The organism is Enterococcus mundtii (assembly GCF_002813755.1).
Classification (GTDB): domain Bacteria; phylum Bacillota; class Bacilli; order Lactobacillales; family Enterococcaceae; genus Enterococcus_B; species Enterococcus_B mundtii.
In genome coordinates this window covers 2,670,122-2,695,942 of the sequence record NZ_CP018061.1, presented here as the reverse complement: position 1 = coordinate 2,695,942, position 25,821 = coordinate 2,670,122, and the positions used below count along the sequence as shown (strand labels likewise).

Here is a 25,821-nt window from a genome sequence, read left to right as displayed (position 1 = left end):
TGAGTATTTATATTATGAGTTCTGGTAATTTATTCTTGGTCCAACAAGAACAAACCAAAGACCGAGAAATTCTTCTGTTGAGGACATTGTACGAAGACGTGAGAAACTATCGTAGGTATGGAGAGTTGCCGACAAGACCAGCGGAGTGGGAGCAGGGAACTACAGTAATCGATACGCAAAGTCAGCAAATAAAGAAAGTTTCAATCAGTGATGGAAATGAAGTGATCGTCATTGAACGGAAAAAATAAAGTATCTGCTTTTACAATGATTGAATGTTTGATTGCGTTACTTATTCTAAATACGATTCTTTTATCATTTGGTCTCTTCATTCGACAAAGCGAAAAGATGAATACATTTTTTCAAAAAGACGAACAAACAGAATGGTTGATTTTCTTAGCTCAATTCGAAAACGAACTTGCTTCAAGTCAACGTATTTCGATCATTGAGAATCGCTTATATTATCAAAACGAGAAAACGTTCGTCATAGAAGGCTATCAGCAAATGATCAGAAAACGTGGAACTACTGGTGGTCATCAGCCTATGCTGACAGGTGTTACGCGTGTCCAATTCAAAGAAGAAGATCAAGTGATTTTACTGCATGTCGAATTTATGAATGGAGATAACAAGTATGGTATTTGGACAAAGCAAAAAACATAAGCGTTTAAAAGGGAATGTGTTGTTTTCGACCTTGGCACTTTTTCTATTGTGTATATTCTTCATGCAAGGCTTACTTGAAAGTTATCGTCTGAAAATAGACAGTTATTTACGCATCAAAAAATATTACCAAGCAAAGATCATCAAGCAAATGTTTATGATGGAATCCAATCAGTTGGAAGAGCAAGGCAAAGGGGAGTATGATTACAATGTAGGCACGGTCCAGTATACAGTCAAACAGGACCTAGTGGAGTTAGTAATAACTGTTTCACCTTTCCGATTTGAATTTACAGAGCGAGTCATTGATACAGATAATACTACAGATTAAGAGGTTCCAAAGCAATAACCGTTCTTTTCTGTAATACAGCTGTTTTGAAGGTGTTGAATGTTCGCTATTTCACAAAGAAAAAGGATGAAAACGATTGAAATTTTAGCGATTGTTCGTTAGAATTAAACAGGTAAAATAATTGTTATAATATATCTAGAAATGAGGCGCACGATGTTACCAGAAAAAATGGAACAAGGGTTTGAGCAAAACCTGGAAGCTATTCAGCTTTTACAAAACGCATTGGGAACTTCTTTTTTAGAAGCTTATGTTGAAAATGCCGAAAATTTAAGAGACAACTATCAAGTACGTGTAGTAGATGGTGTACCAAATGAAAAGACAACCCAACAGATCTCAGAGCTTTATCAAAAACTGAGTGAATTATCATTTGAACCGGAAGAGTGGCGTCGTTTATCGCAGTTGCTTTTGTTAAAGGGAAGTCAAACCGAGCACTTACAAGCAAACCATCAATTGACACCAGATAGTATTGGTTTCTTGTTTGTTTTCTTGATTGAACAACTATTTCCTGATCATAAAGAAAAAATCGGTGTCTTGGATATTTCAGCAGGAATGGGCAATTTGTTATTAACAGTTCTTTTAAACCTAAACATTGCTGGATACCATACAGAAGGTTTTGGTGTGGATATCGATGATACACTACTGTCTGTTGCGGCTTCTACAAGTGAGTTGACGCAAGCGAGTGTTCAATACTTTCACCAAGATGGATTACAAGACTTATTGATCGAACCAGTTGATGTCGCGATCAGTGACTTGCCAATCGGATTTTATCCGAATGATCAAAAAGCGCAAGACTTTTTGACAAGCGCGACAGAAGGTCACAGTTATGCTCATCATCTTTTATTGGAACAGGCAATGAAATACGTCAAGCCAGATGGTTTCGGTTTGTTCTTGATGCCAAGCAATTTCTTGGAGACAGAGCAAAGCGAGTACATTAAAAAATGGTTTAAAGAAGAAGGCTATCTTCAAGGTATGATCCAATTGCCGGATGAGTTGTTCCGAAATAAGCAATCACAAAAAAGTATTTTGATTATACAGAAAAAAGGCGAACAAGCAAAACAAACCAAAGAAGTACTGCTTGTTAAACTTGATTCACTAAAAGAACCAGAGAAGGTGACGAAGTTTTTTAACGAATTTAAAAACTGGAAATCAGCTTCCTTATAACTATTTACCAAAAAGGAGAGTAACATGTCAAAAACAATTGCAATCAATGCTGGAAGTTCAAGTTTAAAATGGCAGTTATACCAAATGCCAGAAGAAACTGTAGTTGCTAAAGGAATCGTTGAAAGAATTGGATTAAATGATTCAATTTTTACAATCAAGTATGGTGAAGGCCAAAAATTTGAACAAATCTTAGATATTGATGATCATGAAGTTGCTGTAAAAATGTTATTGGATCAATTGATCGAATTAAATATTTTAGGCGCATATGATGAAATCACAGGTGTCGGACATCGTGTCGTTCACGGTGGAGAAACTTATGGTGACTCTGTAGTCATCGATGAAGAAGTAATGGCACGCATCCAAGAATTAGCAGAATTTGCACCATTGCATAATCCTGCCAACTTAATGGGAATCAAAGCATTTAAGAAAATTTTGCCAGATATCCAAAGTGTAGCTGTCTTTGATACGTCTTTCCATGCGACTATGCCGAAACACAATTACTTGTACAGCTTACCAATCGCTTACTACGAAGATTTTAAAGTGAGAAAATATGGGTTCCACGGAACAAGTCACCGTTATGTTTCTGAACGTGCGGCAGACATGTTAGGTAAGCCGATCGAAGACTTAAAAATCATTACTTGTCATTTAGGAAATGGTGCTTCGATTACTGCTGTTGACGGTGGTAAATCTGTTGATACATCAATGGGCTTCACGCCATTAGCTGGTGTAACGATGGGTACTCGTTCTGGTGATATCGATCCAGCGATCTTACCTTATCTAATGGAAAAATTATCGATCGATATCAATGAAATGGTTGATATCTTAAACAAAAAATCTGGTCTTTTAGGGTTAACAAATCTATCTAGTGATATGCGTGACCTTGAAAACAATTACGATAAAGAAGAGATCCGTTTGGCTTATGATGTATTTGTTGACCGTATCCGTAAATATATCGGTGGCTATGTAACAACAATGAACGGCGTTGACGCAATCGTATTTACTGCGGGTATCGGAGAAAACGATGGTCATGTGCGTAACGAAGTGATCAAAGGTATGACATGGTTTGGTTGTGAGATCGATCCAGAATTGAACAAATTACGTGGTGAAGAGTTAGACATCTCAACAAAAGACTCAAAAGTCAAAGTATTAGTCATCCCAACAGATGAAGAATTAATGATTGCACGTGATGTAGAACGCTTGCGTTAAGTTGCTTCAAATAAAGAAGTAATGGATGTTTGTCCGCGTGATTTGGATGACGCTAAGAAATTAGCCGGATTAATATAAAGTTTCTATAAAAAGAGAGTTGGACATTGTCCAGCTCTTTTTGGTTTTTTGCCTGACTTAAATCAGCTGAACGAAGCTAGAAGCAACGCCTAAGAAAAGTATATCTTCTAGTAATAGGAAAATAGAAGATATACTTTCATTCAAATCGCTGATTGTTTCATGTCGTGCTTCCTTGAATCAATTTCACTGGTAACACATAGTTGGATTCAAGTGGTTTCTCTGGATCCTGGATCCGTTGGAGCATTAGGTCGACTAAGATGTCAGCAATATCTGTAATTGGTTGTGCGATGGTCGAGAGCTGTGGGAAATAATTTTGAATCATTTTTGTTCCATCATACCCGATGATTTTTATTTCTTCAGGAATTTTAATATGCAACTCTTGACAGAGATTATAGGCTAAAATAGCAGTTAAATCGTCTGTACAAAATAAAGCATCAATTGTTTCCATTTCTAAAATCCGTTTGATCTCTAAATTTTTTAAAGCAGTTGAGCGGGCAGTAGAATGAAAATGAAACACGTGCGGCTCTAACTGGAATTCTTCCATAAATGCCAAATATCCATTCAATCGTTGATTGGTCGGTGAATTTGATTCTTGGGAGCCAGTTAAGATGGCAATGTTTCTGGCACCTTTTAAATAAAGGTTTTCGGTAGCTAAGTATCCACCACGTAAATTGTCACTACTGATAATTGGAATGCCTTCGGCTAAATAGCGGTCGAAGGAGACAATGGGTAGTTCAATATTTTCGTATTCTTGGATACCCAGATTATGTGCTCCAGCAAGGATACCATCTACTTTGTTTGCAGCTAGCATGTTGAGGTAGTTTCGTTCTTTTTCTTTATTGTTTGCACTATCGCATAATATTGAACGGTATCCTAAATCAAATAGTTTACTTTCTAATTGTTCGACTAATTCACCAAAGAAAGGGTTGGCAACTGTAGGAAAAATCAAGCCAATCAATTGGGTGTTTTTTCCTTGAAGAGAACGAGCCAATGAATTGGGTTGATAATTTAATTCTTTCATTGCTTGATTTACTTTATCGATTGTTTTTTGGCTCAATGAGCCGTAGTTATTGATGACACGTGATACAGTGGTTGGTGAGACTCCAGCCTTTTTGGCTACATCGGTTAATTTAACAACCATTTAACTTACCCTCTATTCATTCATTTTACGTAACTTCCAAAGCGTTCCTGAGAAGGCATGGTCACATTCGATCAAGAGTGTGGTCTGTTCGCTTGAAGGGAAAATTCGGGCAGTAGCCGTTTGTTTACCGTCATTGATAAAGATTTCGACTACAGAAATATCAACAAAGATTTGTAAAGACAAAGGTTCTTGTGAAATTGTAAATTCTCTTGTGACACCATAATCTTCTGCAAATACTTCTCCTGATAAGCTACGATCTATTTTCATTTTACCATGCCTGCGATCGAAAGAGAGGATCAATCCGTTATTTCCCATGGGATCACTACATAAATGAATTTTTCCACTTTGATTTTCTTTAAACTCTAAGTTGATTTCGTAGCGATTTTGCTCGGTATTTATCTGTGAGACTGATTGATTCAAAGAACATGGCGGATCAATCCGTAATTGACTCATTTCTTTTACAGGACGTTGATGGAGTGTCCCATTTTCGATCGTCAACTCTTTGACGATACTTAGACAATGAGCCCAGCCAAATGGATCAGTCGGATAACTGATTTCAGGCAACCCGATCCAACTAACTGCTAAGGCACGACCATCAGGAGCGTTGAATGCTTGAGTAGCATAAAGATCAAAGCCTTCGTCAAGATTTCTAAGGGTTGAAGGTTGGGTAAGTTGATTCGTTTCGATGTTATAGGCTTCTCCGATGATGTAAGCATTCGGGTATATATTTTGATACTCCAGATTAGACTGTTCTAAGCCTTGTGGACAAAAAAGCAATAGCGCTTTTCCGTCGATGAATACTAAGTTAGGACACTCGATCATAAATCCCATCGATTGTTGCGTAAATTGTAAAGGACCTGCGTAAGACCAAGTGTCTAGATCAGGACTGCGGTAAACTAAAATTTCTCCTTGTTTATTTTGATTTTGTGCACCCAACAATAAAAAATATTCGTCTTTATAAAAAATCACTTGAGGATCTCGAAATTCTTGTGTATAGCCGTAAGGTGGCTTAGAAATCAGTGGGGTGGTTAATTTTGATAGTTCGCCATTAGGTTGCATCCATGCACCCAACTGATACGAAGTGCGTGTCCAATTTTCATCACGGACATTGCCTGTATAGGCCAAAAATAATTTGTCATTAACCGGAAGTGCTGAACCGGAATAGACGCCATGACTATCATATGATGTGCTGGGCAGAAGTTTCAATCCTTCCTCTTGCCAATCGACTAAATTCTTAGAAGTCAAGTGGTACCAAGATTTTAACCCATGAACAGTGCCCATCGGATAAGCTTGGTAAAATAAGTGCCATTTGCCGTTGAAAAAAGAAAAACCATTTGGGTCGTTCAACAAACCAGAAGGTGGTTGAATGTGGTAATCCAAACGCCAAGGAGAATGAGCTACTTGTTCCTTTAACAGTGTTTGATACTCTTGAGGCCACGCCTGATAAGCTTGATAACGTAGTTGACGTGTCCATTTAAAATTATTATTCATAAGTACGACTCCTTGTAAACGTATTCTATTATAGAATAGCTCGAACCAACATTAATGTCAAACGTATATCATTATTGTTATTTGTATTATTTTATTACTGGTTATTTAATTTAAAAGATAAGCTTTATTTTTGATAAACGTTTGACAATTGTGAAGTGTCGTGGCATACTCAAGCTAGGATAACGGTTACAAAAAATTGATGTTTAGATTATATAGGGGGGACAAAAAGTGGATTATAAAAAAGTGGCAAAAGAAATCAATGACGCACTAGGGGAAAATAATATCCAAGCTGCCGCACATTGTGCAACTCGTTTGCGTTTAGTATTAAAAGATCAAGCGAAAGTGAATCAAAAGGCACTAGATGCCATTGATGAAGTAAAAGGAACCTTTGAAGCAAACCATCAATTCCAAATCATTATAGGCGCAGGTGATGTGAATAACGTTTACGACGAACTTATACAGCTGACCGGTACAAAAGAAGCATCGACTGACGATTTGAAAGCGGTAGCACAATCAGGGAAGAAACAGAATCCTTTTATGTCCTTGATCAAAGTACTGTCTGATATATTCGTACCAATTGTTCCTGCTTTAGTCGCAGGTGGGTTATTGATGGCAATCAATAATGTTTTGACCGCACAAGATCTATTCGGACCACAATCAGTGATTGAGATGTATCCTAATTTAAAAGATGTGACTAGCATTATTAATTTACTGGCTTCTGCTCCATTTGCATTTCTCCCGATCCTAGTAGGTTTTTCAGCAACGCGAAGATTTGGTGGCAATCCTTATCTAGGAGCAGCAATGGCAATGGCGATGGTGATGCCGGAGCTGGTCAATGGGTACAGCGTAGCAAATGCTGTGGCAGAAGGAACAATGCCTTATTGGAATATTTTTGGGTTAAACATTGCTCAAGCAGGTTACCAAGGATCGGTCTTACCAGTTTTAGCTGTTTCATGGATTTTGGCGAATTTAGAGAAATTCTTCCATAAACGTTTACTTAATGCATTTGATTATACATTTACACCGATGTTAGCCATTATCATTACAGGTTTTTTGACATTCGTTGTGGTTGGTCCAGTGATGCAAGCAGTCGGAGACAGCTTAACAGCAGGGTTGAGTTGGTTGTATCAAACAACTGGAGCAATCGGATTAGGGATTTTTGGTTTGTTCTATTCACCAATCGTGATCACTGGTCTTCATCAAAGTTTTCCAGCAATTGAAACATCTTTATTGGCTGATGTGGCTCGAACGGGAGGAACATTTATTTTCCCAGTTGCTTCAATGGCAAACGTTGGACAGGGTGCAGCAACACTTGCCATCATGTTATTGACTAAAAATACAAAGCAAAAAAGTTTAGCAACTTCTGCTAGCATCTCTGCTTTACTAGGAATTACAGAGCCAGCAATTTTTGGTGTCAATCTAAAATTAAAGTTTCCATTTATTTGTGGAATGATTGCTGCCGGGATCTCCTCCATGTTCATCGGTTTTTTCCATGTACTTGCTATTGCTTTAGGTCCCGCCAGCGTCATCGGCTTTATTTCAATTACGCCTAATCAGATTCCTTTTTTCATGATAGGTATCCTGATCAGTTTACTCGTTGGTTTCACTACAACATATCTTTATGGAAAAAAACACGCATACCTACTTGCTAGTGAAGAACCGGAAACAGCAGATGTACCGAGTGTTGCAAAAGAGGAGGAACGTGTGATAGAAGAAGTGATCGTCGCTCCTGTTTCTGGTAAACTGATATCACTTCAGACAGTGGAAGATCCTGTATTTTCTAAAGAGATGATGGGGAAAGGAATAGCAATCAGACCAACGGAAGGACTTTTATTTGCTCCAGCCGATGGTGAACTGACTGTTGTTTATGAATCGAAACATGCCTATGGGTTGAAAACAGATGCTGGTGGAGAAATTTTGATCCATATAGGTATTGATACAGTTGAATTAAATGGTCAAGGGTTTTCGACAGAATTTCAGGTAGGAGATAAGGTAAAGAAAGGCCAGCTGTTGGGAAGATTTGATCAGCAAAAGCTCAAGCAGGCCGGTTATGATGATACGGTAATGGTGATTATTACCAATTCTTTGTCGTATGAATCAATTACTCCTGTTACAGAAGGCACAGTAGATAGCAAAGAAAGATTGCTCATGCTACGTTCAAAGACAGAATCTAACTAATAAAAAGCATTGAGAAATAAAAATTTCTCAATGCTTTTTATGAAATAATCACTTATCTTCTTTTTTTGGTAATTGATTTTCTAAGTTTGTACGTACGACTAGAACATCACATGCTGCATTGCGAATAACGTATTCTGAAACAGAACCGATAAATAGACGTTCGACTGCGTTGAGTCCAGTTGCACCTAAAAGGATCAAGTCCACTTCATGGTCTTCAGGGATTTCTTTAGCAATGATATGCTTTGGAGAACCGTATTCTACCACAGTTGTCACTTGATGTAATCCAGCTTTTTTAGCTTTCATCTCATAATCGGCTAGTGTTTGCTTGGCCATTTCTGTTGCTTGTTCTGCCAACATGCCATCAAAGGATGAAACAGTTTGGAAAGATCGTGTGTCAATGACATGAGCTAATAAAAGCTCGCTGTTATTTCTTAAAGCAACGTTTACTGCTTTTTTAAACGCTAATTCGGCTTCTTCAGAACCGTCGACCGCAACCATGATTTTTCTATATTGTTGTAACATCAGCATTCACTCCTTCAAAAAAGATACTTGGTTTACAATTCTATTGTAAAGCAAATTCAAAGAAATGAGAATTATTTACTGTCAGGTTTCGTCATTTTTTTGGCAAAACCGATGCTGAAGACAGAGGCAACAACGATTACGATGACTAAATAAAGTAATGCAAAAAACCGATGATTGATGGCTACGACAACGAGTCCTAGAAGTCCTAAAAACGCGTAGATCGAACCGAAAATACTTAGAAAATCTTGATTCTTTTTATTCTGTTCGATAAGAACGAAAAAAATCGTTTGTTTTTTAAATAAGTAATAACTGACAAATAATAGTAATAAGGCGGCAATCGCCATCAATAAACGAATCATTGTATCCACTCCTACTTTTTCTAAAACCAATCATACCATAAAAGAGGCAGTACCGATAAATCGGTACTGCCTCTTAATAGGTAAAAAAATGGTAATCTCCGTTAATGCCGTTGTTTGTCCTGTAGTATTGATCCCGCGAATTCAAGCAGGTGGGTCCCATGGTCGTCGCATCGAACTACCAAATGATAAGGCATGTTACCAGCTGTGACACAAGACAGGTCCCAAGATATCAATAAAAATGTTCGGTCAACACACAAAGAGGACAATTCGAACATCACAGATTTCCCACTTCTATAGTAGCACATGGATTTAAAAAGAGCAATGTGGGCGCTCAATAATTTTGAACGCTTTCAATGACGGTGGTTATTGTGTTTTTTTCTGCCATTCTTTAATGCGCTGATATTGCTGTCCTAAGGCTTGTTCGTACTTCCCAGTATTTTTAGGTTGATAATACTGTGTATGTTTCAGTTTATCAGGTAGATATTGTTGATCGACCCAAGCATTTTCGTAGCTATGAGGATATTGATAGTCTACACCTCGATTCAATGACTTGGCACCTTGATAATGGCTATCTTTTAAGTGATCAGGAACTTCGCCCGCTTTTCCTGCTCTTATGTCTGCAATGGCTGTATCTAATGCGGTATAGGCAGAATTGGATTTGGGTGAAAGGCAAAGATCGACGACTGCATCAGCTAAAGGGATACGTCCTTCTGGTAAACCTAAACGTTCGGCAGCTAGCACAGCGTTGACTGTTCGAGCCGCAGCAGCAGGGTTGCCTAACCCAATATCTTCGTAACCGATCACCATCAGGCGACGACAAATACTTGCTAAATCCCCAGCTTCGACTAAACGTGCCAAGTAGTGTAATGCAGCATCCACGTCGCTCCCACGAATGGATTTTTGAAAGGCGGAGATCACATCATAGTGAGCATCCCCATTTTTATCATGCGTCAATGCTTTTCGCTGGATACACTCTTCGATAATAGCGAGGGTGAGATGAATTGTGCCGTCTTCTTGCTTTTTAGTGGAACGTACAGCAAGTTCCAAGCCATTAAGTGCGCTTCTCAAATCGCCGTTAGTGGCGCGAGATAAATGAAGCAAGGCATTTTCATCTATTTTGATGGATGATTCTCCTAAGCCATTTTCTTTATCGGACAATGCACGATGAATGGCTAATTGGATATCTTCTTCGTCTAACGGTTTTACCTCAAAGATCTGTGTCCGACTACGGATTGCTGGATTAATAGTGATATAAGGATTTTCAGTGGTTGCCCCAATCAAGATGATACGTCCGTTTTCTAAATGCGGAAGTAAAAAATCTTGCTTTGTTTTATCTAATCGATGGACTTCATCAAGTAAAAGAATCACAGTACCGCTCATTCTAGCTTCTTCGGCGACAACTTGTAGATCTTTTTTAGAATCAGTCGCGGCATTCAACATCCGAAAGGCAAAATTAGTTGAGCCAGCAATGGCACTAGCGATACTTGTCTTTCCTGTGCCGGGTGGTCCATATAAAATCATGGAAGATAACATTTCTGCATCAACCATACGGCGAATGATCTTACCTTCACCAACTAAATGGCGTTGGCCAACGACTTCATCGATATTTTTCGGACGCATCCGATAGGCTAATGGTTGTTGCATCAGTCTGCCTCCTTTGGATTATTCGTTCGTTTATTATAACATATCTCATAGGATAAAGGGGCGCAAAAGGCGGAGGAATCGTCAGAATAGGGCGAGAAGCTAGAAATAGGTTTCTCTAGCTCAGCAATGGCAATCGCCAACTTTCTGACCCGCTTTTTTCATAGCTTCTTTGCCTAATATTGTGTATGATAAAGGTGGTGAAGCAAATGACAAATCAAAAACAATTAGATGAACTTTTATTAAATAAAACAACGGCAGAAGTGGCAAAAGATTTACTAGGAATGTATCTGGAATATGAAACACCAAATGGACGCTTAGGTGGCTATATCGTAGATGCAGAAGCTTATTTAGGTCCGGAAGATCTGGCTGCTCACAGTTATGGTATGCGGCGTACGCCTCGAGTGCGTGCGATGTATGAAGAACCAGGAACAATCTATCTCTACACAATGCACACCCACTTGATCTTAAATATCATCACACAACCCGAAGGAGTACCACAAGGGGTGATGATCCGGGCCATTGAGCCGGTTGAAGGGATTGAGAAAATGAGCCTGAATCGCAAAGGGAAGGCGGGTCCTGATATTAGTAATGGTCCGGGAAAATTAGTGGCAGCCTTAGGTCTATCACCAGATTTATATGGACAGTCGATTCGTGATAGCTCGTTGCGTTTGGTTTTTGAGAAAAAACGGCTACCAAAAAAAATATTGGCGTTGCCTAGAATCGGTATACCGAATAAAGGAGAATGGACGGAAAAACCATTGCGTTTTGTCGTTGCTGGAAATCCGTATCTTTCATTACAAAAAAAGAACCAAGTCGATGAAGACTGGGGTTGGAGGAAACAAAATGAAGAAAACAACAATATTGGATTACCTTGATACAGCCATTGAAAAGAAGATCACAGACTATGATGTGGCGTTAGATTGGGACACAAAAAACCATACGATTGAGATCGTGGTACGTTTATTTGCAGAAAATCAAGCGCATTTTGAATTAGATGATGCCCAAGGTGTTGTCTCGGAAGAAGAAATCATTGAATTTGAAGATGGTGTTTTACTATTCAACCCAGAAAAATCTACATTTGATGAGCAAGATTACCTGGCAGTGATCCCTTATGAAGGAAAGAAAGGGTTAGCGAGTTCTGTAGCCGATGCACTGATTGACTACTTGAATGATGTATTAGCACAAGGTCAAAGTGATCTTTTAGATTTTTTAGATGCAGAAGACGAAACAGCTGTCTTTGAATTGAAATGGGACAACCATGTGTTCACACGTTTAGTCGAAGAAAAACAACAAAATGAAAAAGATGTATATCTACCCTATCCCAGCTATTAAGGAGCAACGTATATGAAATGGAATGAAGTCAAAATCGAAACGGCGAGTGAAGCGGTTGAAGCAGTCGCAAATATTTTAATGGAAGCAGGAGCGAGTGGTGTCGCGATCGAAGATTCATTGGACGTCGAAAATTTTAAATCTGATCCTTATGGAGAAATCCTGACAAAAGAAGATTTTACAACGATTGAAGAGGGTGCCATCGTGATGGCTTATTTCCCTGAAACGATCTTTTTACCGGAAATTTTACCTTTTATCAAAGAACGTGTGACAAAATTACCCGAATTTGGATTAGCGATCGGTAAGAACATTGTGACGGTGAGTGAAGTCGAAGAAAGCAATTGGGCAACGGCTTGGAAAAAATATTATCATCCGGTTCGAATCACACGTTTACTAACTGTCGTACCAAGTTGGGAAAGTTACCAAACGTCTGATCCATTAGAAAAAATCATTACATTAGATCCAGGGATGGCGTTTGGAACAGGTACGCATCCAACGACTTCTTTGACATTACAAGCACTGGAGTCGACCTTGCGAGGTGGAGAAACGGTTTTAGATGTCGGTACTGGTTCTGGAGTGTTGAGTATTGCGGCGAAGCATTTAGGGGCAAAAGAAGTCTATGCGTATGATCTCGATGAAGTGGCAGTACGTTCAGCAAAAGAAAATATGGATCTAAATGAAGTAGCCAAAGATGTGCATGTGTCGGCCAATGACCTATTAAAAGGTATTGAGATCGAGAGTGATGTGATCGTAGCTAATATTTTGGCTGATATCATTTTGTTGATGATCCCTGATGCGTGGCGTTTACTAAAACAAACTGGGACGTTGATCGTTTCTGGAATCATTGAAGAGAAGAAAGAAATGGTTCTCGCAGCGATGGAAGAACAAGGTTTTGTTGTCGATCAAGTGTTCCAACAAAAAGATTGGTATGCCATTATGCTAAAAAAACCTGAGGTGGATTAAATGCAACGATATTTTCTAGATGAACCTTATCGACCACAAGAACGTTTTGTAATAGAAGGTGAAGCCTATCACCATATGGTAAGAGTCATGCGAATGGCAGTGAAAGATCAGGTCTATTTAGCATTTAACGACCAAATCGCGATCATTGCAGAAATCAATGAAATGAACGAGAATGAAGTTTTCTTAGTCGAAGTGGCGAAAGAAAGTGTTCAAAAAGAATTACCCTGCAAGATCACGATTGCTAGCGGATATCCTAAAGGGGATAAGTTGGATTGGATCGTACAAAAAGGGACAGAGCTAGGCGCTCACGGGTTTGTGGGATTTCCTGCTGCGGCTTCTGTCGTCAAATGGGATGCCAAAAAACGTAAAAAGCGACAAGAACGATTGGTCAAGATTGCACAGGAAGCGGCGGAACAGTCGCATCGCCAAGTCGTCCCGCAAGTATCTTTAATGGAGACAGAAAAGGAATTTTATGAGACGCTCAGTTCGTATGATGTCCTTCTGATTGCATATGAAGAATCAGCAAAACAAGGGGAAGCCGCTAATTTAGCCAAAATACTTCAATCTGTTTTACCAGGTACTCGGATCCTTGCAGTGTTTGGCCCAGAAGGCGGATTATCACCACAAGAAGTCGCTCATTTTGAATCACAAGGTGGCATTCTTTGTGGTCTTGGTCCAAGAATCCTACGAACAGAAACTGCACCATTGTATTTGCTAAGTGCCGCCAGTTTTCAGCTTGAATTACAAGCACCTAGCAAGTAATAGGTGAGTGAATCGTTAGGGATAACGATTCTCTACAAAACAAATGAATGACTTTTTCTGTTTTCTTGATCCCTCAAAGTGAAGGGGGCATTTTTCCTTTTGTACGGAATTGAAAATCATTGACACAATCGGTATAATAAGAACAATTATTTAATCCTAAGCTATAAAAAAAATGCTTTCTCACGATAAAAAATATCTGTTTTGATTATGAATAGAAAGGGGGATGTTTCCCATGCCAAAAGAAGAAATATTAACAGGGCCTGACGTCATTAAGATGGTTAGCCAATACATGGGACCTGAACATGTCGCTTTTGTGCAAAAAGCATGTGACTACGCGACCACTGCCCACGAAGGACAGTTTCGTAAATCAGGAGAACCTTATATCATCCATCCGATCCAAGTTGCAGGGATTCTTGCAGATCTCCGAATGGACCCCCACACGGTTGCCACTGGTTTTTTACATGATGTGGTAGAAGATACAGAAGTAACCTTAGAAGATTTAAGAGAAGCCTTCGGGAACGACGTGGCAATGTTGGTGGACGGAGTGACGAAGTTAGGAAAAATCAAATATAAATCCCACGAAGAACAACTAGCGGAAAATCACCGCAAAATGTTATTAGCTATGGCTCAAGATTTACGTGTAATCATGGTGAAGTTAGCCGATCGTTTACATAACATGCGTACGTTAAAGCATTTGCGGGAAGATAAACAACGACGCATTGCGCAAGAAACATTGGAAATATACGCACCGCTTGCTCATCGTTTAGGGATCAGTCGAATCAAATGGGAATTAGAGGATACGGCGCTGCGTTATCTCAATCCAAAGCAATATTATCGAATCGTCCACTTGATGCAAACAAAACGAGAAGAACGTGAAAATTATGTCAGTGGTACAGTGGAGGATATCCGTTTAGCAACGGAAGAATTGGGGATTTTTGCAGAGATCTATGGCCGTCCGAAGCACATCTATTCGATTTACCGTAAGATGAAAGATCAAAAGAAGCAGTTCAATGAAATCTATGATCTACTAGCGATTCGAGTGATCGTAGATTCGATCAAGGATTGTTATGCAGTACTAGGCGCGATCCATACGAAATGGAAACCCATGCCAGGTAGATTCAAAGATTATATCGCGATGCCTAAAGCGAATATGTATCAATCGTTGCATACAACTGTTATCGGACCAGCAGGCAACCCTGTCGAGATCCAGATCCGAACCCAAGAAATGCACGAAATCGCTGAGTTTGGGGTAGCTGCTCACTGGGCGTATAAAGAAGGAAAAGGCGACAAAGTTGAACCTGATGGGATGACAAAACAGTTAAGTTGGTTCCATGAGATCATCGAATTGCAAGATGAAAGTTACGATGCTTCTGAATTCATGGAGGGAGTGAAGGGCGATATCTTTAGTGATAAAGTCTATGTGTTCACTCCAAAAGGCGATGTGACTGAGCTTCCTAAAGGATCAGGACCGTTAGACTTTGCTTATAGCATCCATACAGATATCGGGAACAAAACGACTGGTGCTAAAATCAATGGGAAAATGGTCCAATTAGATTACAAATTGAAGAATGGTGATATTATCGAGATTCTGACTTCGCCAAATTCATTTGGACCAAGTCGTGATTGGCTGAAATTAGTAGCTACTAGTAAAGCGAGAAATAAAATCAAGCGTTTCTTCAAAGGACAAGATCGAGACGAGAATGTGACGAAGGGTCATGAAGCTTTAGTGAAGTGTATTACAGATCTTGGCTTTGTACCAAAGGAGATCCTTTCAAAAAATAAATTACATGACGCATTAGAACGTTTGAATTTCCAAACAGAAGAAGACATGTATGCCGCGATTGGTTATGGCGAAGTAAGTCCATTGACGATGGCTAATCGCTTGACTGAAAAAGAGCGGAAAGAACAAAAAATCGAGCAACAAAAACAAGAAGCAGAAGAGTTGATGAATCAACCTAAAAAAGAGCCTGAAAAAATGAAGGTTCGTCATGAAGGTGGCGTCGTCATCCAAGGTGTTGAAAACTTGTTGATCCGGATCAGCCGTTGTTGTAATCCTGTACCAGGGGATGACATCGTGGGCTATATCACCAAAGGACGTGGTATCTCGATCCATCGCAAAGACTGTCCGAATGTCCAACCGGATAAACCAAATGTGGAAGAACGGTTGATCGACGTTGAATGGGAAGACACTTCAAATACGAACAAAGAGTATGATGCTGATTTAGAGATCTATGGCTATAATCGTTCTGGCATGTTAAATGACGTCTTGCAGACAGTGAATGCGATGACTAAAAATCTGAACAGTGTCGAAGCACGAACGAATAAAGACAAAATGGCGACGATCCATTTGACAGTAGGGATACGCAACTTGTCACACTTGAAAAGTATTGTCGATAAAATCAAGACCGTACCGGATGTATATAGCGTACGCCGGATGAATGGCTAGGAGGTAGTACCTTGCGCGCAGTGATCCAACGAGTGAGTCAAGCAGCTGTGTCGATCAACGAACGAGAAGTGGGTCGTATCGATCATGGCTTGTTGATTTTGCTAGGTGTTCATGAGACAGATACGCAAACAGACGTCGATTATTTGATCAAAAAAATTGCCCAGATGCGTATCTTTGAAGATGAACAAGGAAAAATGAATTTAAGTATTGAAGATGTCAAAGGAGCGCTGTTGAGTATTTCTCAGTTCACTCTTTTTGCAGACACAAAAAAAGGCAATCGACCAAGTTTTATCGCAGCAGCACGTCCGGAAACAGCGATTCCTTTATACGAAGCCTTTAACGAAGGGCTAAGACAACGAGGAATAACCGTTGAAACAGGAGAATTTGGTGCAGATATGGCGGTTTCTCTTGTGAATGATGGCCCAGTGACGATCATTATTGATTCTCAAAACAAATGAAAAATAAAAAGATTAGTCTGATTTTGATGGAGTTTCTCAAAATCAGCCTTTTTTTGTTTACTTTATTCCTAATTTTAGAATGCGCTTTCGGTTTTCGTTCGTCATAAGTACTGAGATGCGATAAAATTGAACATAGGAGGTGCTTGCCAATGGCTAATGGAAATCAAGCAACTATAGATGAAATACTGTCACATCGTTATGATAATGGCTTTGATTATTGGGCAACGCCAGATAAACAATTGATCAAAGGAGCCCCATTCAGTACTTTAGAATGCCCATTGTATCTTTTAGATGCAGGTGTGTTACCTAAAGAAGCTTACCTACAAGAAACGGCCAATTTGATACTTGAAGCATGGCGGGAAGACGGACGATTCAAAGTTTCGCCAAAAGGTGCGATCTACCCATGCCATACGGCTGCTGCACTTCGAACATTGTGTTATTTAGATCATGCAACAGACAAGAGACTAAAAAAAACATTTGAGTATTTTCTCGCTACCCAAGAAGAAGATGGCGGATGGAAGTGCAATAAGTATAGTTTTGGCAAAGGCCCTGAAACCGAATTTTCTACACCGATGACGACCTTAACAGTTTTGGATGCCTTTCGTTTCTCCGAATGGATCAACAACGATGAGCGGTTGGATCGAGCGGTGGAATTTTTATTGTCCCATTGGACGATCAAACAACCGATTGGACCTTGCCATCACGGGATCGGAACATTATTCATGCAAGTAGAATATCCCTTTAGAAGCTATAATTTATTTTATTATGTCTATGTTTTGTCTTTTTACAAATACGCTAGAAAAGACGTGCGCTTCAAAGAGGCATTTCATGCGCTGACTTCAAAGCTAGACGAAGGAATGATTCGAGTGGAAAGAGTGGTACCTAAGTTAAGAAAATTATCTTTTTGTGAAAAAGGACGAGTGAGTGAAAGAGCCACAGAACGTTATAATGAAATCTTATTTAATTTAAATGATTTATAAAGAAGTTGTTTATTCGGATATAAGCAGCACAAGAAAAATAATTGATATAGCTTGGTCTCAAACACTTCTTTTGTCAGTTTTATTGTACAAGGAGTATCCTAATAATATCTAAAGTTATTTATTAGGAGGAGCAAAAAATATGCAAGAAATTCCAGTGGTCGATATCAAAATGACCGAAATCAAAAAATACTATAATGAGGGCTACAAAATGCTTGGAAAGCTAAGAGAAGAAGCCCAATCACCTGTTGTGAAAGCAAAGATATTCAATAAGGAAGCTGTGATTATCTATGGAGAAGAGGCAGCGAAACGTTTTTATGATCCAAGAAATTTCAAACGAGAAGGCGCGATGCCTAAAATGGTCCAAAAAACATTATTTGGAAAGGACGGTGTGCAGTCTTTAGATGGCGCGGAACATCATCACCGTAAAGCGATTTTTATGGATTTGATGACACCAGAGCGAATGGAAGACTATCATCAAATATTGGATCGAGTATTGGCACATGAATTGGAACAACAGCATGGTACCTTTGAGTTATTTGACCTGAGTAAAAAAGTACTTTTTACTGCTATTTGTGAATGGTCTGGAATCAACTTAGCGGATTATTCAGAAGAAGAGATCAACCAACTGGCAGATTATCAAATCTCCATGATCAGTGGAACAGTGACTTCACCGATCGATCATTTTAAAGGTGTAGACAATCGGAAAAAATCAGAGAAATGGGCACAAGAGTTGTTGGAAGAAGCACGAGAAAATCCAGTAGCCGGAAAAGAAAATGTAGCGCTCTATGCTTTTGCGAATGCGACTGACCTTAAAGGTAATCTTTTGCCTTTGGATATTGCGGCGGTAGAATTATTGAATATCATTCGGCCGACCGTGGCATTGACCGTATGGGCGGCATTGATGGGGCATGCTCTTTTCAGCCGACCAGATATCTATCAACAATTAAAAAACGATTTTAAGGAACTACAAGATCCTTTTATTCAGGAGATGCGTCGGCATTACCCATTTTTCCCAATGTTACCGGCATTTGCTTTACAAGATGTTGAAGTAGATGGCTATCGCATCCCTAAAGACAGTTGGGTGATTTTAGATTTGTATGGAACTAACCATGATGAACGGACAGTGGTTTCACCAGAGGCATTTTTGATCAAACGGTATATTGATAAAGCGAAAAAAATCTCTTATGAAGAAGAATATGAGATGATTGCACAAGGTGGCGGTGATTTCCGAAGAATGCACCGATGCGCAGGTGAATGGATCACGTTGCATAGTTTACGAGTTTTTTCCGATCAATTAGTGAATCGTTTTGCCTTTGCTGTGCCAGAACAAGATTGGACGATTCCATTCAATCAATTTCCGACCTACCCGAATAGCCGAGGATTGTTATACAAAGAGTAACGTGGCTTTTGAGCTTGGGTTGCTCAGTGAGGGAGAGACAAAAGTAACATTCGCTTTTATCTCTTACGTTAGAATTGATTAGGTAGTGGGCAGAGAAGTAGTCTCTTAGGTAATTAGAGTCCTTCTCTCCCGACATCCTTCTATAAAAATATACAGGAGGTATGAAGGAATGAGCGAAATTATAATTCGTGTATCAGAGGAAGAAAAATCATTTATTTTGGCAATGGCTGATTTAAGGACTGACAATATCGGAATTAGCTAGAACGATGATATTAGGTACGTTGGAAATGCAAATTGACTTGGCTATCTATAATGAAGCGATGAAGGATCATCAGAAACTTGATGAAAGTCTCTCGCATGACGAAATGAAAAAAAGCTAAGGTTATGCTGAAACATCTTGTACATAATAAAAAAACAACCACCGCATTTTCTCGCGATGGTTGTTTTTGAGTACTATTTAAACTCTCGGAATAACTGATCGATTGTTTGGGCATCTTCTAAAGACAAATGAATATCCAAAGCTTTGGCATTGTCTGCGACTTGTTCTGGTTTCTTTGCGCCAGGAATGACAAATGAAATCCGCGGGTGTGCGATATACCAAGCTAAGACTAATTGAGCAGTGGTTGCTTGGTACTTTTCAGCAAGCGGTTTGAGTTGATCGACCGCTGTGATGATTCGTTCATAACGTTCACCTTGAAAGTTTGGTTTGTTCTTTCTAGGATCGTCTTCAGAAAAATGTTTCGGACTTTCTAGATCATACTTGCCAGTCAATAAACCTGAAGCAAGTGGGAAATAAGGCACAAAACCAATCTCGTTAGCTTCGAGGTAAGGGAATAATTCTTTTTCCGCTGTGCGATGGATCAAACTAAATTGATCCTGTACGATATCGACATAGCCGTCTTGGTTGGCTTCTTTCAATTGCTCTAAAGTGAAATTAGACACACCAATGGCACGGATTTTCCCTGCTTCTTTTAGTTCGTGTAAAGCGGCAACTGCTTCATTTTTAGGTGTTGCTTCATCTGGAAAATGGATATAAAAAATATCGATATAATCTGTTTGCAGACGTTCTAACGCTTCATCGACTGATTTCTTCAAAAATTCAGGAGAGTTATCAAATTTTTTCGGTTGATCTGGAAGATGTGCTGCTTTGGTGGCAATAATAATACGGGAACGATCATAAGCCGGTTCTTGCAAGACTTCTCCAATCAATTGTTCCGAACGACCTTCTCCATAAATATAAGCAGTATCAATAAGGTTCAAGCCATTATCTAAGGCTGCTCTGACGACTTCTTTTCCAGTTTCATCAGCTAATCCTGAAAAAAGATTGTGCCCGCCGACGGCATTTGCACCTAAGCCGATTGCTTCGGCATATACTTGAGAATGACCAATTTTTACTTCTGACATTTTTTTACCTCCTTTTTTATTTAGTCTAAATCAAAAAGAAAAAAAGCTAAATCAAAATGACTTTGAAAAAGAAATCAATAAGAATCTACTTGACTTTGCGCTGTGTTTTTAGTAGGTTATAATTAATATCTAAATATCGATGAAAGAGCGAGTAAGTAACTAAATGCTTTATAAGAGAGGATCGTCGTGGCTGAGAGCGATCTAAAACAAGTAGTTTCTGAAAGACACTCTGGAGATGGACGCGTGCAAAGCCGTCCCGTAAACGAGCGTTAATCGTGAGAGGAAAGAGCAATCTTTCAAATATAGGTGGTACCGTGTATGAATTAATCATTCACCCTTGTTCATGGCGAACAAGGGTGTTTTTTGTTTGCATTGATTACATAGCGTGAAGAAAAGGAGAGAAAAATATGAGCTTCCAAAGACCAAAAGGAACAAATGATATTTTACCTGGAGAATCTGAAAAATGGCAATTTGTTGAAGAAACTGCCCGTTTATTATTTAAAGATTACCAATATAATGAGATCCGCACACCGATTTTTGAGCATTATGAAGTGATTGCTCGTAGTGTAGGGGATACGACTGATATCGTTTCAAAAGAAATGTATGATTTTTATGATAAAGGCGAGCGTCATGTTACGCTTCGTCCAGAAGGAACTGCACCAATCGTTCGTTCATTTGTTGAGAATAAATTATTTGGACCAGAATATACAAAACCTTACAAAACATTTTATATGGGACCAATGTTTCGTTATGAACGTCCTCAAAAAGGTCGTTTACGTCAATTCCATCAAATCGGTGTCGAAGCATTTGGCTCAGACAATCCCGCGACGGATGTTGAAAGTATGGTGATGGCATTAGACTTCTTCAAGCAATTAGGAATCAGTCAAATCCGTTTAGTGATCAACTCTTTAGGCGATCAAGAAACGCGACAAGCGTATCGTCAAGCGTTGATCGATTACCTTGTACCGTTTGAAGCAGAATTAAGCGAAGATTCACAACGTCGTTTACATGAAAATCCATTACGTGTATTGGATAGTAAAGACAAACGTGATCAAAAATTCGTAGCAGAAGCACCTTCGATCTTAGATTATTTAAGTGAAACAGCAAAAGCACATTTTGAAACAGTGATTGCCATGTTGGATGCGTTAGATGTGCCTTATGAAATCGATAGTAATATGGTTCGTGGGTTAGATTATTATACGCATACGATTTTTGAAGTGATGAGTGACGCGCCTAAAATGGGCGCACAAGCAACGATTTGTGCAGGTGGTCGTTATGACAACTTGGTCGAAGAACTAGGTGGGCCAGCAACACCAGGATTTGGTTTTGCGATGGGGATCGAACGTATTTTATTAACGATGGAGGCAGAAGAAGTAGCTGTCCCTGTAATGAATACATTAGATGCCTATGTGGTAGCACTAGGCGCAGAAACAAATATCGAAGCGTTAAAAATCGTTCAAGCGATTCGTGATTTTGGTTTTTCCGCCGATCGTGATTTTATGGGACGTAAAGCGAAAGCACAATTTAAGACAGCAGACAAAGCCGATGCGAAGTTGGTCTTAGTGATTGGTGCGGATGAATTAGCCAATCAAACGATCAACGTCAAATCAATGGCTAATCGTACAGAGAAAAGCTTTGCATTAGAAGATATTTATGACCACTTTGATAAAGTCTATGATGAAATGACATTATCTACTGAACAGGAGGAAAAATGATGGCACAACGAACAGTATACTGTGGACTGGTTTCAGAAAAGCAGTTAGGACAAACAGTTACATTAAAAGGTTGGGTACAAAAAAGACGTGACTTAGGTGGCGTGATCTTTATTGATTTACGTGATCGTGAAGGAATCGTTCAACTTGTTTTTAATCCAGAAATCAATAAAGAAGCGTGGGAAATCGCTGATAAATGCCGTAGTGAATATGTCATTGAAGTGACAGGTACAGTAAAAAATCGGGATGAATTGGCAATCAATCCTAAAATGGCAACGGGTGAATTTGAGATCATCGCGGATGAAATCATTATCTTGAATCAAGCCAAAACACCACCTTTCTTGATTGAGGATGAACAAACGATCAGTGATGAGATTCGTTTGAAGTATCGTTATCTTGATTTACGTCGTCCAAAAATGACAAAAAATATCAAATTGCGCAACGATACAACGAAAGCGATCCGTCATTACTTGGATGACCATGATTTCTTGGATATAGAAACACCTTATTTAGGAAAATCAACACCAGAAGGCGCGCGAGATTACTTAGTACCTTCTCGTATCCATGCAGGGCATTTCTATGCTTTACCACAATCACCACAGTTGTTCAAACAATTGTTGATGAATGCTGGCTTTGATCGTTACTATCAAATCGTTCGTTGCTTCCGCGATGAGGATCTACGTGGTGACCGTCAACCAGAATTTACACAGGTCGATATCGAAACGACGTTCTTGACCGCTGAAGAAATCCAAACCTATACAGAAGGTTTGATTGCTAAAGTGATGAAAGAGGTACGTGGTATCGAAGTCACTTTGCCATTCCCACGTATGACGTATGATGAAGCAATGAGCCGTTATGGAAGTGACAAGCCAGATACACGTTTTGACATGGAATTGATTGATTTGAGCACAGTTGTGAAAGACGTTGAATTTAAAGTCTTCCAAATGGCGCTTGAAAATGGTGGGGTAGTCAAAGCGCTGAATGCGAAAAATGCAGCAAGCAAGTATTCACGTAAAGATTTAGATAATCTTGGACAATATGCCACTCAGTTTGGCGCAAAAGGACTAGCTTGGTTAAAAGTAGAAGAAGATGGCTTGAAAGGTCCTATTGCGAAATTTATGGGCGAGGCATCTGAAGCATTGATCCAAGCAACAAACGCTGAAGTTGGGGATATTTTATTATTTGGTGCAGATAAAGAAGAAATCGTTGCAGCCACTCTTGGAGCGATTCGTTCTCGCTTAGGAAAAGAATTAGATTTGATCGACGAATCAAAATTCAATTTCTTATGGGTGACAGAATGGCCACAATTTGAATATTCAGCAGAAGAAGGCCGCTATGTTTCTGCTCACCATCCGTTTACGATGCCTAAAGCATCCGACGTCGAGTTATTGGCAACTGATCCGGCAAAAGTCTATGCAGAAGCGTATGACATCGTCTTGAACGGCTATGAATTAGGTGGGGGATCATTACGTATCCATACAAGAGAATTACAAGAAAAAGTATTAAAAACACTAGGCTTTTCTGAAGAAGAAATGGAAGAACAATTCGGTTTCTTGTTAAGTGCATTAGATTATGGCTTCCCACCACATGGAGGGATTGCTTTAGGGCTTGACCGCTTTGTGATGTTGCTTGCAGGTGAAGAAAACATTCGTGAAGTCATTGCTTTCCCTAAAAATGGTAAAGCAGCTGATGTTATGAGTGATGCGCCAAGCACTGTTTCTGATCTTCAATTATTTGAGTTGAACATCGATGTAACAGATGTTGAATAACAACGACTAGAGATAAATTATTTTCATAGAAACACCAAGGTTGTGAAAGGGTCACAGATAAGTCGCGATTGATTCGGACTTGTGACGCTGACACAACCTTTTTTGTATGATATTGGAATTTCCAATCTTTTTTTCAAAGAAGTCTCTTGATTAAATCCTAAAAGATCATATAATAAGGGCATACCAGATAAAGCGAGGCTTTTTTCATGAAAAAAACTTTCGAAAATTGGGCGTATCATGATTATACGACCAAACTTTCGGTGTCGATCGTCTATGCACTGATTGCTTCAGTTGCATTGAACTTTTTTTATCAACCAGGAAACATCTATTCAAGTGGGATAACCGGTCTTGCGCAAATCTTAACGACGCTTTCAAAATCAGTGATTGGTTTTGAGATTCCAGTCTCAACCACGTTGTATTTGCTGAATATCCCATTATTCTTTTTAGCATGGTTTAAACTTGGAAAGAAATTTACGATTTTTACATTTATCACTGTGACATTAACCTCGCTTAGTATCCATCTCTTGCCACAAACGATTCTTTCGACCGATCCGATCATTTGTGCGATATTCGGTGGTGCCGTCAATGGGGTTGGTATTGGTTTAGCATTAAAAAATGGCTTATCTTCTGGCGGATTAGATATCGTGAGTATTACGATCCGTAAAAAAACAGGACGATCCATTGGTTCGATTTCCATTTATTTCAATGCACTGATTGTTTTCGTAGCGGGCTTGCTCTTCGGTTGGCAGTATATGTTTTATAGTGCCTTGTCGATTTTTGTGAGTGGCAAAGTGACGGATGTCGTCTATACGAAACAAAAAAAGATGCAAGTCATGATCGTGACTAAGCATCCTGAAGCAGTGATTGAAGCGATCCAAAAATGTATGCGTCGTGGGATCACGATCATCAATGAAGCAGAAGGTGCGTACAAGCACGATAAACAAACAGTCTTAATGACGATCGTTACTCGCTACGAGCTTCCTTTGTTACGTGAAGCAATGAAATCTTCTGACCCGCAAGCATTTGTCAGTATTGCGGAAAATGTCCAAATTCTCGGACGTTTTTATGAAGATGGAATATAGAGTTTAGTAAAATAGTTAGATAAAACACAGTGGATAACTGATCGGTTATCGCTGTGTTTTTTTGTTATTTTGTTAAATCTAAAGAACTTAAAAGTTATTAGTTTTTACATAATCCTATAGTCCAGATTCTAAATTTTTAGCGGTTTTGCGTTTAAAACGACACTTTATTATAGAGTTGTGATTATTTAAAAATAACGTGATATATTGAAATGAGAAGTAAGAAAGATAAATTTATGGATCTTGTATAAAAGAAAGGTGACAGTATCTTGAAATTAAAACGATTCGTTCTATCAGAATAGTCAAAGTAATATAGTTCTTCCTTAGTTGCTCAGCTGTCTACTTACTAATAAGAGGACCTAAGTATGCAGTTTTGATACCATTATTATTTGGTTTTCTCTTTGAACTAACCCTTCCAAAAGAATATGGTGGAGGACTAGTTAAAAATAAAAAGAATGTATTTATTAATTCAGAAAAAATTTGGATTGAACCACTTATTGGGATTTTACTTTTGTTTTTATTTATTATTTTTTCAACTATTATTTAATTGATCTAGGAAGAATAAGATGGGAAACGGGATGTAGAAAACTTGTGTTTATTTTTTTCAACATTTAAAGAATTTCAAGCATGGCAGAGTATTTGTATATCAAAATTTTCGTTATCAATATAGCTATATAAACAACATTGTTGGGCCAACAGGGTATACTCTGTTGGATATTTGTGTATTTGTAATAAGCTTG

24 protein-coding genes, 1 other RNA gene and 1 other annotated feature are annotated in these 25,821 nt (G+C 39.0%); of the genes, 18 read left to right on the top strand and 7 right to left on the bottom strand.

The genetic code is table 11. The features are described 5' to 3' along the window. Positions 1–14: 14 nt before the first annotated feature. The 5 genes from EM4838_RS12625 to EM4838_RS12605 all read left to right on the top strand — a co-directional run bounded on the left by EM4838_RS12625 (position 15) and on the right by EM4838_RS12605 (position 3,367). Entirely contained in the window at positions 15–248 is a 234-nt protein-coding gene (locus EM4838_RS12625) for a hypothetical protein (protein WP_071867715.1), read from the top strand. Beyond that, entirely contained in the window at positions 232–657 is a 426-nt protein-coding gene (gene comGF / locus EM4838_RS12620; protein ID WP_254905439.1) for a competence type IV pilus minor pilin ComGF, read from the top strand. The genes EM4838_RS12625 and comGF overlap by 17 nt, the downstream gene beginning before the upstream one ends. Continuing rightward, complete coding sequence (comGG, locus tag EM4838_RS12615) at positions 629–982, top strand: competence type IV pilus minor pilin ComGG (RefSeq protein WP_019722632.1); 354 nt, start codon at positions 629–631, stop codon at positions 980–982. The genes comGF and comGG overlap by 29 nt, the downstream gene beginning before the upstream one ends. Before the next feature lie 171 nt (positions 983–1,153). Next, positions 1,154–2,161, top strand: a complete 1,008-nt coding sequence (locus EM4838_RS12610; protein WP_071867716.1) for a class I SAM-dependent methyltransferase — start codon at positions 1,154–1,156, stop codon at positions 2,159–2,161. 24 nt (positions 2,162–2,185) lie between these two features. Then, positions 2,186–3,367 (top strand): acetate/propionate family kinase, encoded by a 1,182-nt coding sequence (locus EM4838_RS12605; protein ID WP_062806107.1) that lies wholly within the window; start codon positions 2,186–2,188, stop codon positions 3,365–3,367. Positions 3,368–3,602: 235 nt separating this feature from the next. Here EM4838_RS12605 and EM4838_RS12600 read toward each other — a convergent pair whose 3' ends face one another. Together EM4838_RS12600 and EM4838_RS12595 are read right to left on the bottom strand one after the other, a co-directional pair. Then, on the bottom strand, positions 3,603–4,586 hold the full coding sequence (locus EM4838_RS12600) for a LacI family DNA-binding transcriptional regulator (RefSeq protein WP_071867717.1): 984 nt from the start codon (positions 4,584–4,586) through the stop codon (positions 3,603–3,605). Positions 4,587–4,598: 12 nt separating this feature from the next. Then, positions 4,599–6,077, bottom strand: a complete 1,479-nt coding sequence (locus EM4838_RS12595; RefSeq protein WP_071867718.1) for a sucrose-6-phosphate hydrolase — start codon at positions 6,075–6,077, stop codon at positions 4,599–4,601. Positions 6,078–6,305: 228 nt separating this feature from the next. Here EM4838_RS12595 and EM4838_RS12590 point away from each other — a divergent pair, with 228 nt between their 5' ends. Beyond that, complete coding sequence (locus EM4838_RS12590; protein WP_071867719.1) at positions 6,306–8,255, top strand: sucrose-specific PTS transporter subunit IIBC; 1,950 nt, start codon at positions 6,306–6,308, stop codon at positions 8,253–8,255. A 48-nt stretch (positions 8,256–8,303) separates the two neighbouring features. On the opposite strand, the gene EM4838_RS12585 is transcribed toward EM4838_RS12590, so the two are convergent. From EM4838_RS12585 to EM4838_RS12570, 4 genes are all read right to left on the bottom strand, one after another. After that, positions 8,304–8,777 (bottom strand): universal stress protein, encoded by a 474-nt coding sequence (locus EM4838_RS12585; RefSeq protein WP_010734215.1) that lies wholly within the window; start codon positions 8,775–8,777, stop codon positions 8,304–8,306. A gap of 71 nt (positions 8,778–8,848) precedes the next feature. Continuing rightward, positions 8,849–9,136 carry a hypothetical protein gene (locus tag EM4838_RS12580; RefSeq protein ID WP_071867720.1) on the bottom strand — a complete coding sequence of 96 codons (288 nt, stop codon included), beginning with the start codon at positions 9,134–9,136 and terminating at the stop codon, positions 8,849–8,851. Between the two features lie 91 nt (positions 9,137–9,227). Continuing rightward, a non-coding RNA gene (gene ssrS / locus EM4838_RS12575) (6S RNA) lies at positions 9,228–9,422 on the bottom strand. 77 nt (positions 9,423–9,499) lie between these two features. Then, positions 9,500–10,780 (bottom strand): replication-associated recombination protein A, encoded by a 1,281-nt coding sequence (locus tag EM4838_RS12570; protein ID WP_010734217.1) that lies wholly within the window; start codon positions 10,778–10,780, stop codon positions 9,500–9,502. A gap of 206 nt (positions 10,781–10,986) precedes the next feature. On the opposite strand from EM4838_RS12570, the gene EM4838_RS12565 reads away from it, so the two are divergent. From EM4838_RS12565 to EM4838_RS16900, 9 genes are all read left to right on the top strand, one after another. After that, positions 10,987–11,655 carry a DNA-3-methyladenine glycosylase gene (locus tag EM4838_RS12565; RefSeq protein WP_071867721.1) on the top strand — a complete coding sequence of 223 codons (669 nt, stop codon included), beginning with the start codon at positions 10,987–10,989 and terminating at the stop codon, positions 11,653–11,655. After that, positions 11,624–12,112, top strand: coding sequence for a DUF3013 family protein (locus EM4838_RS12560; protein ID WP_019723447.1), 489 nt, complete (start codon positions 11,624–11,626; stop codon positions 12,110–12,112). The genes EM4838_RS12565 and EM4838_RS12560 overlap by 32 nt, the downstream gene beginning before the upstream one ends. A gap of 12 nt (positions 12,113–12,124) precedes the next feature. Beyond that, complete coding sequence (gene prmA, locus EM4838_RS12555; RefSeq protein ID WP_071867722.1) at positions 12,125–13,072, top strand: 50S ribosomal protein L11 methyltransferase; 948 nt, start codon at positions 12,125–12,127, stop codon at positions 13,070–13,072. Beyond that, a complete protein-coding gene (locus EM4838_RS12550; protein WP_071867723.1) occupies positions 13,073–13,834 on the top strand; it encodes a 16S rRNA (uracil(1498)-N(3))-methyltransferase in 762 nt (253 codons plus the stop codon). It begins immediately after the preceding gene. Positions 13,835–14,066: 232 nt separating this feature from the next. Continuing rightward, positions 14,067–16,280: a RelA/SpoT family protein gene (locus EM4838_RS12545; protein ID WP_071867724.1), complete on the top strand. Its 2,214-nt coding sequence runs from the start codon at positions 14,067–14,069 to the stop codon at positions 16,278–16,280. 11 nt (positions 16,281–16,291) lie between these two features. Then, entirely contained in the window at positions 16,292–16,738 is a 447-nt protein-coding gene (dtd, locus tag EM4838_RS12540) for a D-aminoacyl-tRNA deacylase (protein ID WP_071867725.1), read from the top strand. 149 nt (positions 16,739–16,887) lie between these two features. Then, the gene (locus EM4838_RS12535; protein WP_071867726.1) at positions 16,888–17,718 is read left to right on the top strand and encodes a prenyltransferase/squalene oxidase repeat-containing protein; all 831 of its coding nucleotides are present in this window, start codon (positions 16,888–16,890) and stop codon (positions 17,716–17,718) included. Between the two features lie 139 nt (positions 17,719–17,857). Continuing rightward, positions 17,858–19,117: a cytochrome P450 gene (locus tag EM4838_RS12530; RefSeq protein WP_071867727.1), complete on the top strand. Its 1,260-nt coding sequence runs from the start codon at positions 17,858–17,860 to the stop codon at positions 19,115–19,117. Between the two features lie 266 nt (positions 19,118–19,383). Further along, a complete protein-coding gene (locus tag EM4838_RS16900) occupies positions 19,384–19,497 on the top strand; it encodes a hypothetical protein (protein ID WP_307725290.1) in 114 nt (37 codons plus the stop codon). 73 nt (positions 19,498–19,570) lie between these two features. On the opposite strand, the gene EM4838_RS12520 is transcribed toward EM4838_RS16900, so the two are convergent. After that, on the bottom strand, positions 19,571–20,521 hold the full coding sequence (locus EM4838_RS12520; RefSeq protein WP_071867728.1) for an aldo/keto reductase: 951 nt from the start codon (positions 20,519–20,521) through the stop codon (positions 19,571–19,573). Positions 20,522–20,651: 130 nt separating this feature from the next. After that, positions 20,652–20,863: a binding site (T-box leader), on the top strand. A 65-nt stretch (positions 20,864–20,928) separates the two neighbouring features. Between EM4838_RS12520 and hisS the strand changes: the two genes are divergently transcribed. The 3 genes from hisS (at position 20,929) to EM4838_RS12500 (ending at position 25,084) form a co-directional block, all read left to right on the top strand. Continuing rightward, positions 20,929–22,236, top strand: a complete 1,308-nt coding sequence (gene hisS, locus EM4838_RS12510) for a histidine--tRNA ligase (protein WP_071867729.1) — start codon at positions 20,929–20,931, stop codon at positions 22,234–22,236. Then, a complete protein-coding gene (gene aspS, locus EM4838_RS12505) occupies positions 22,236–24,002 on the top strand; it encodes an aspartate--tRNA ligase (RefSeq protein ID WP_071867730.1) in 1,767 nt (588 codons plus the stop codon). The genes hisS and aspS overlap by 1 nt, the downstream gene beginning before the upstream one ends. Positions 24,003–24,208: 206 nt before the next feature. Further along, entirely contained in the window at positions 24,209–25,084 is an 876-nt protein-coding gene (locus tag EM4838_RS12500; RefSeq protein WP_010734230.1) for a YitT family protein, read from the top strand. Positions 25,085–25,821 lie beyond the last annotated feature (737 nt).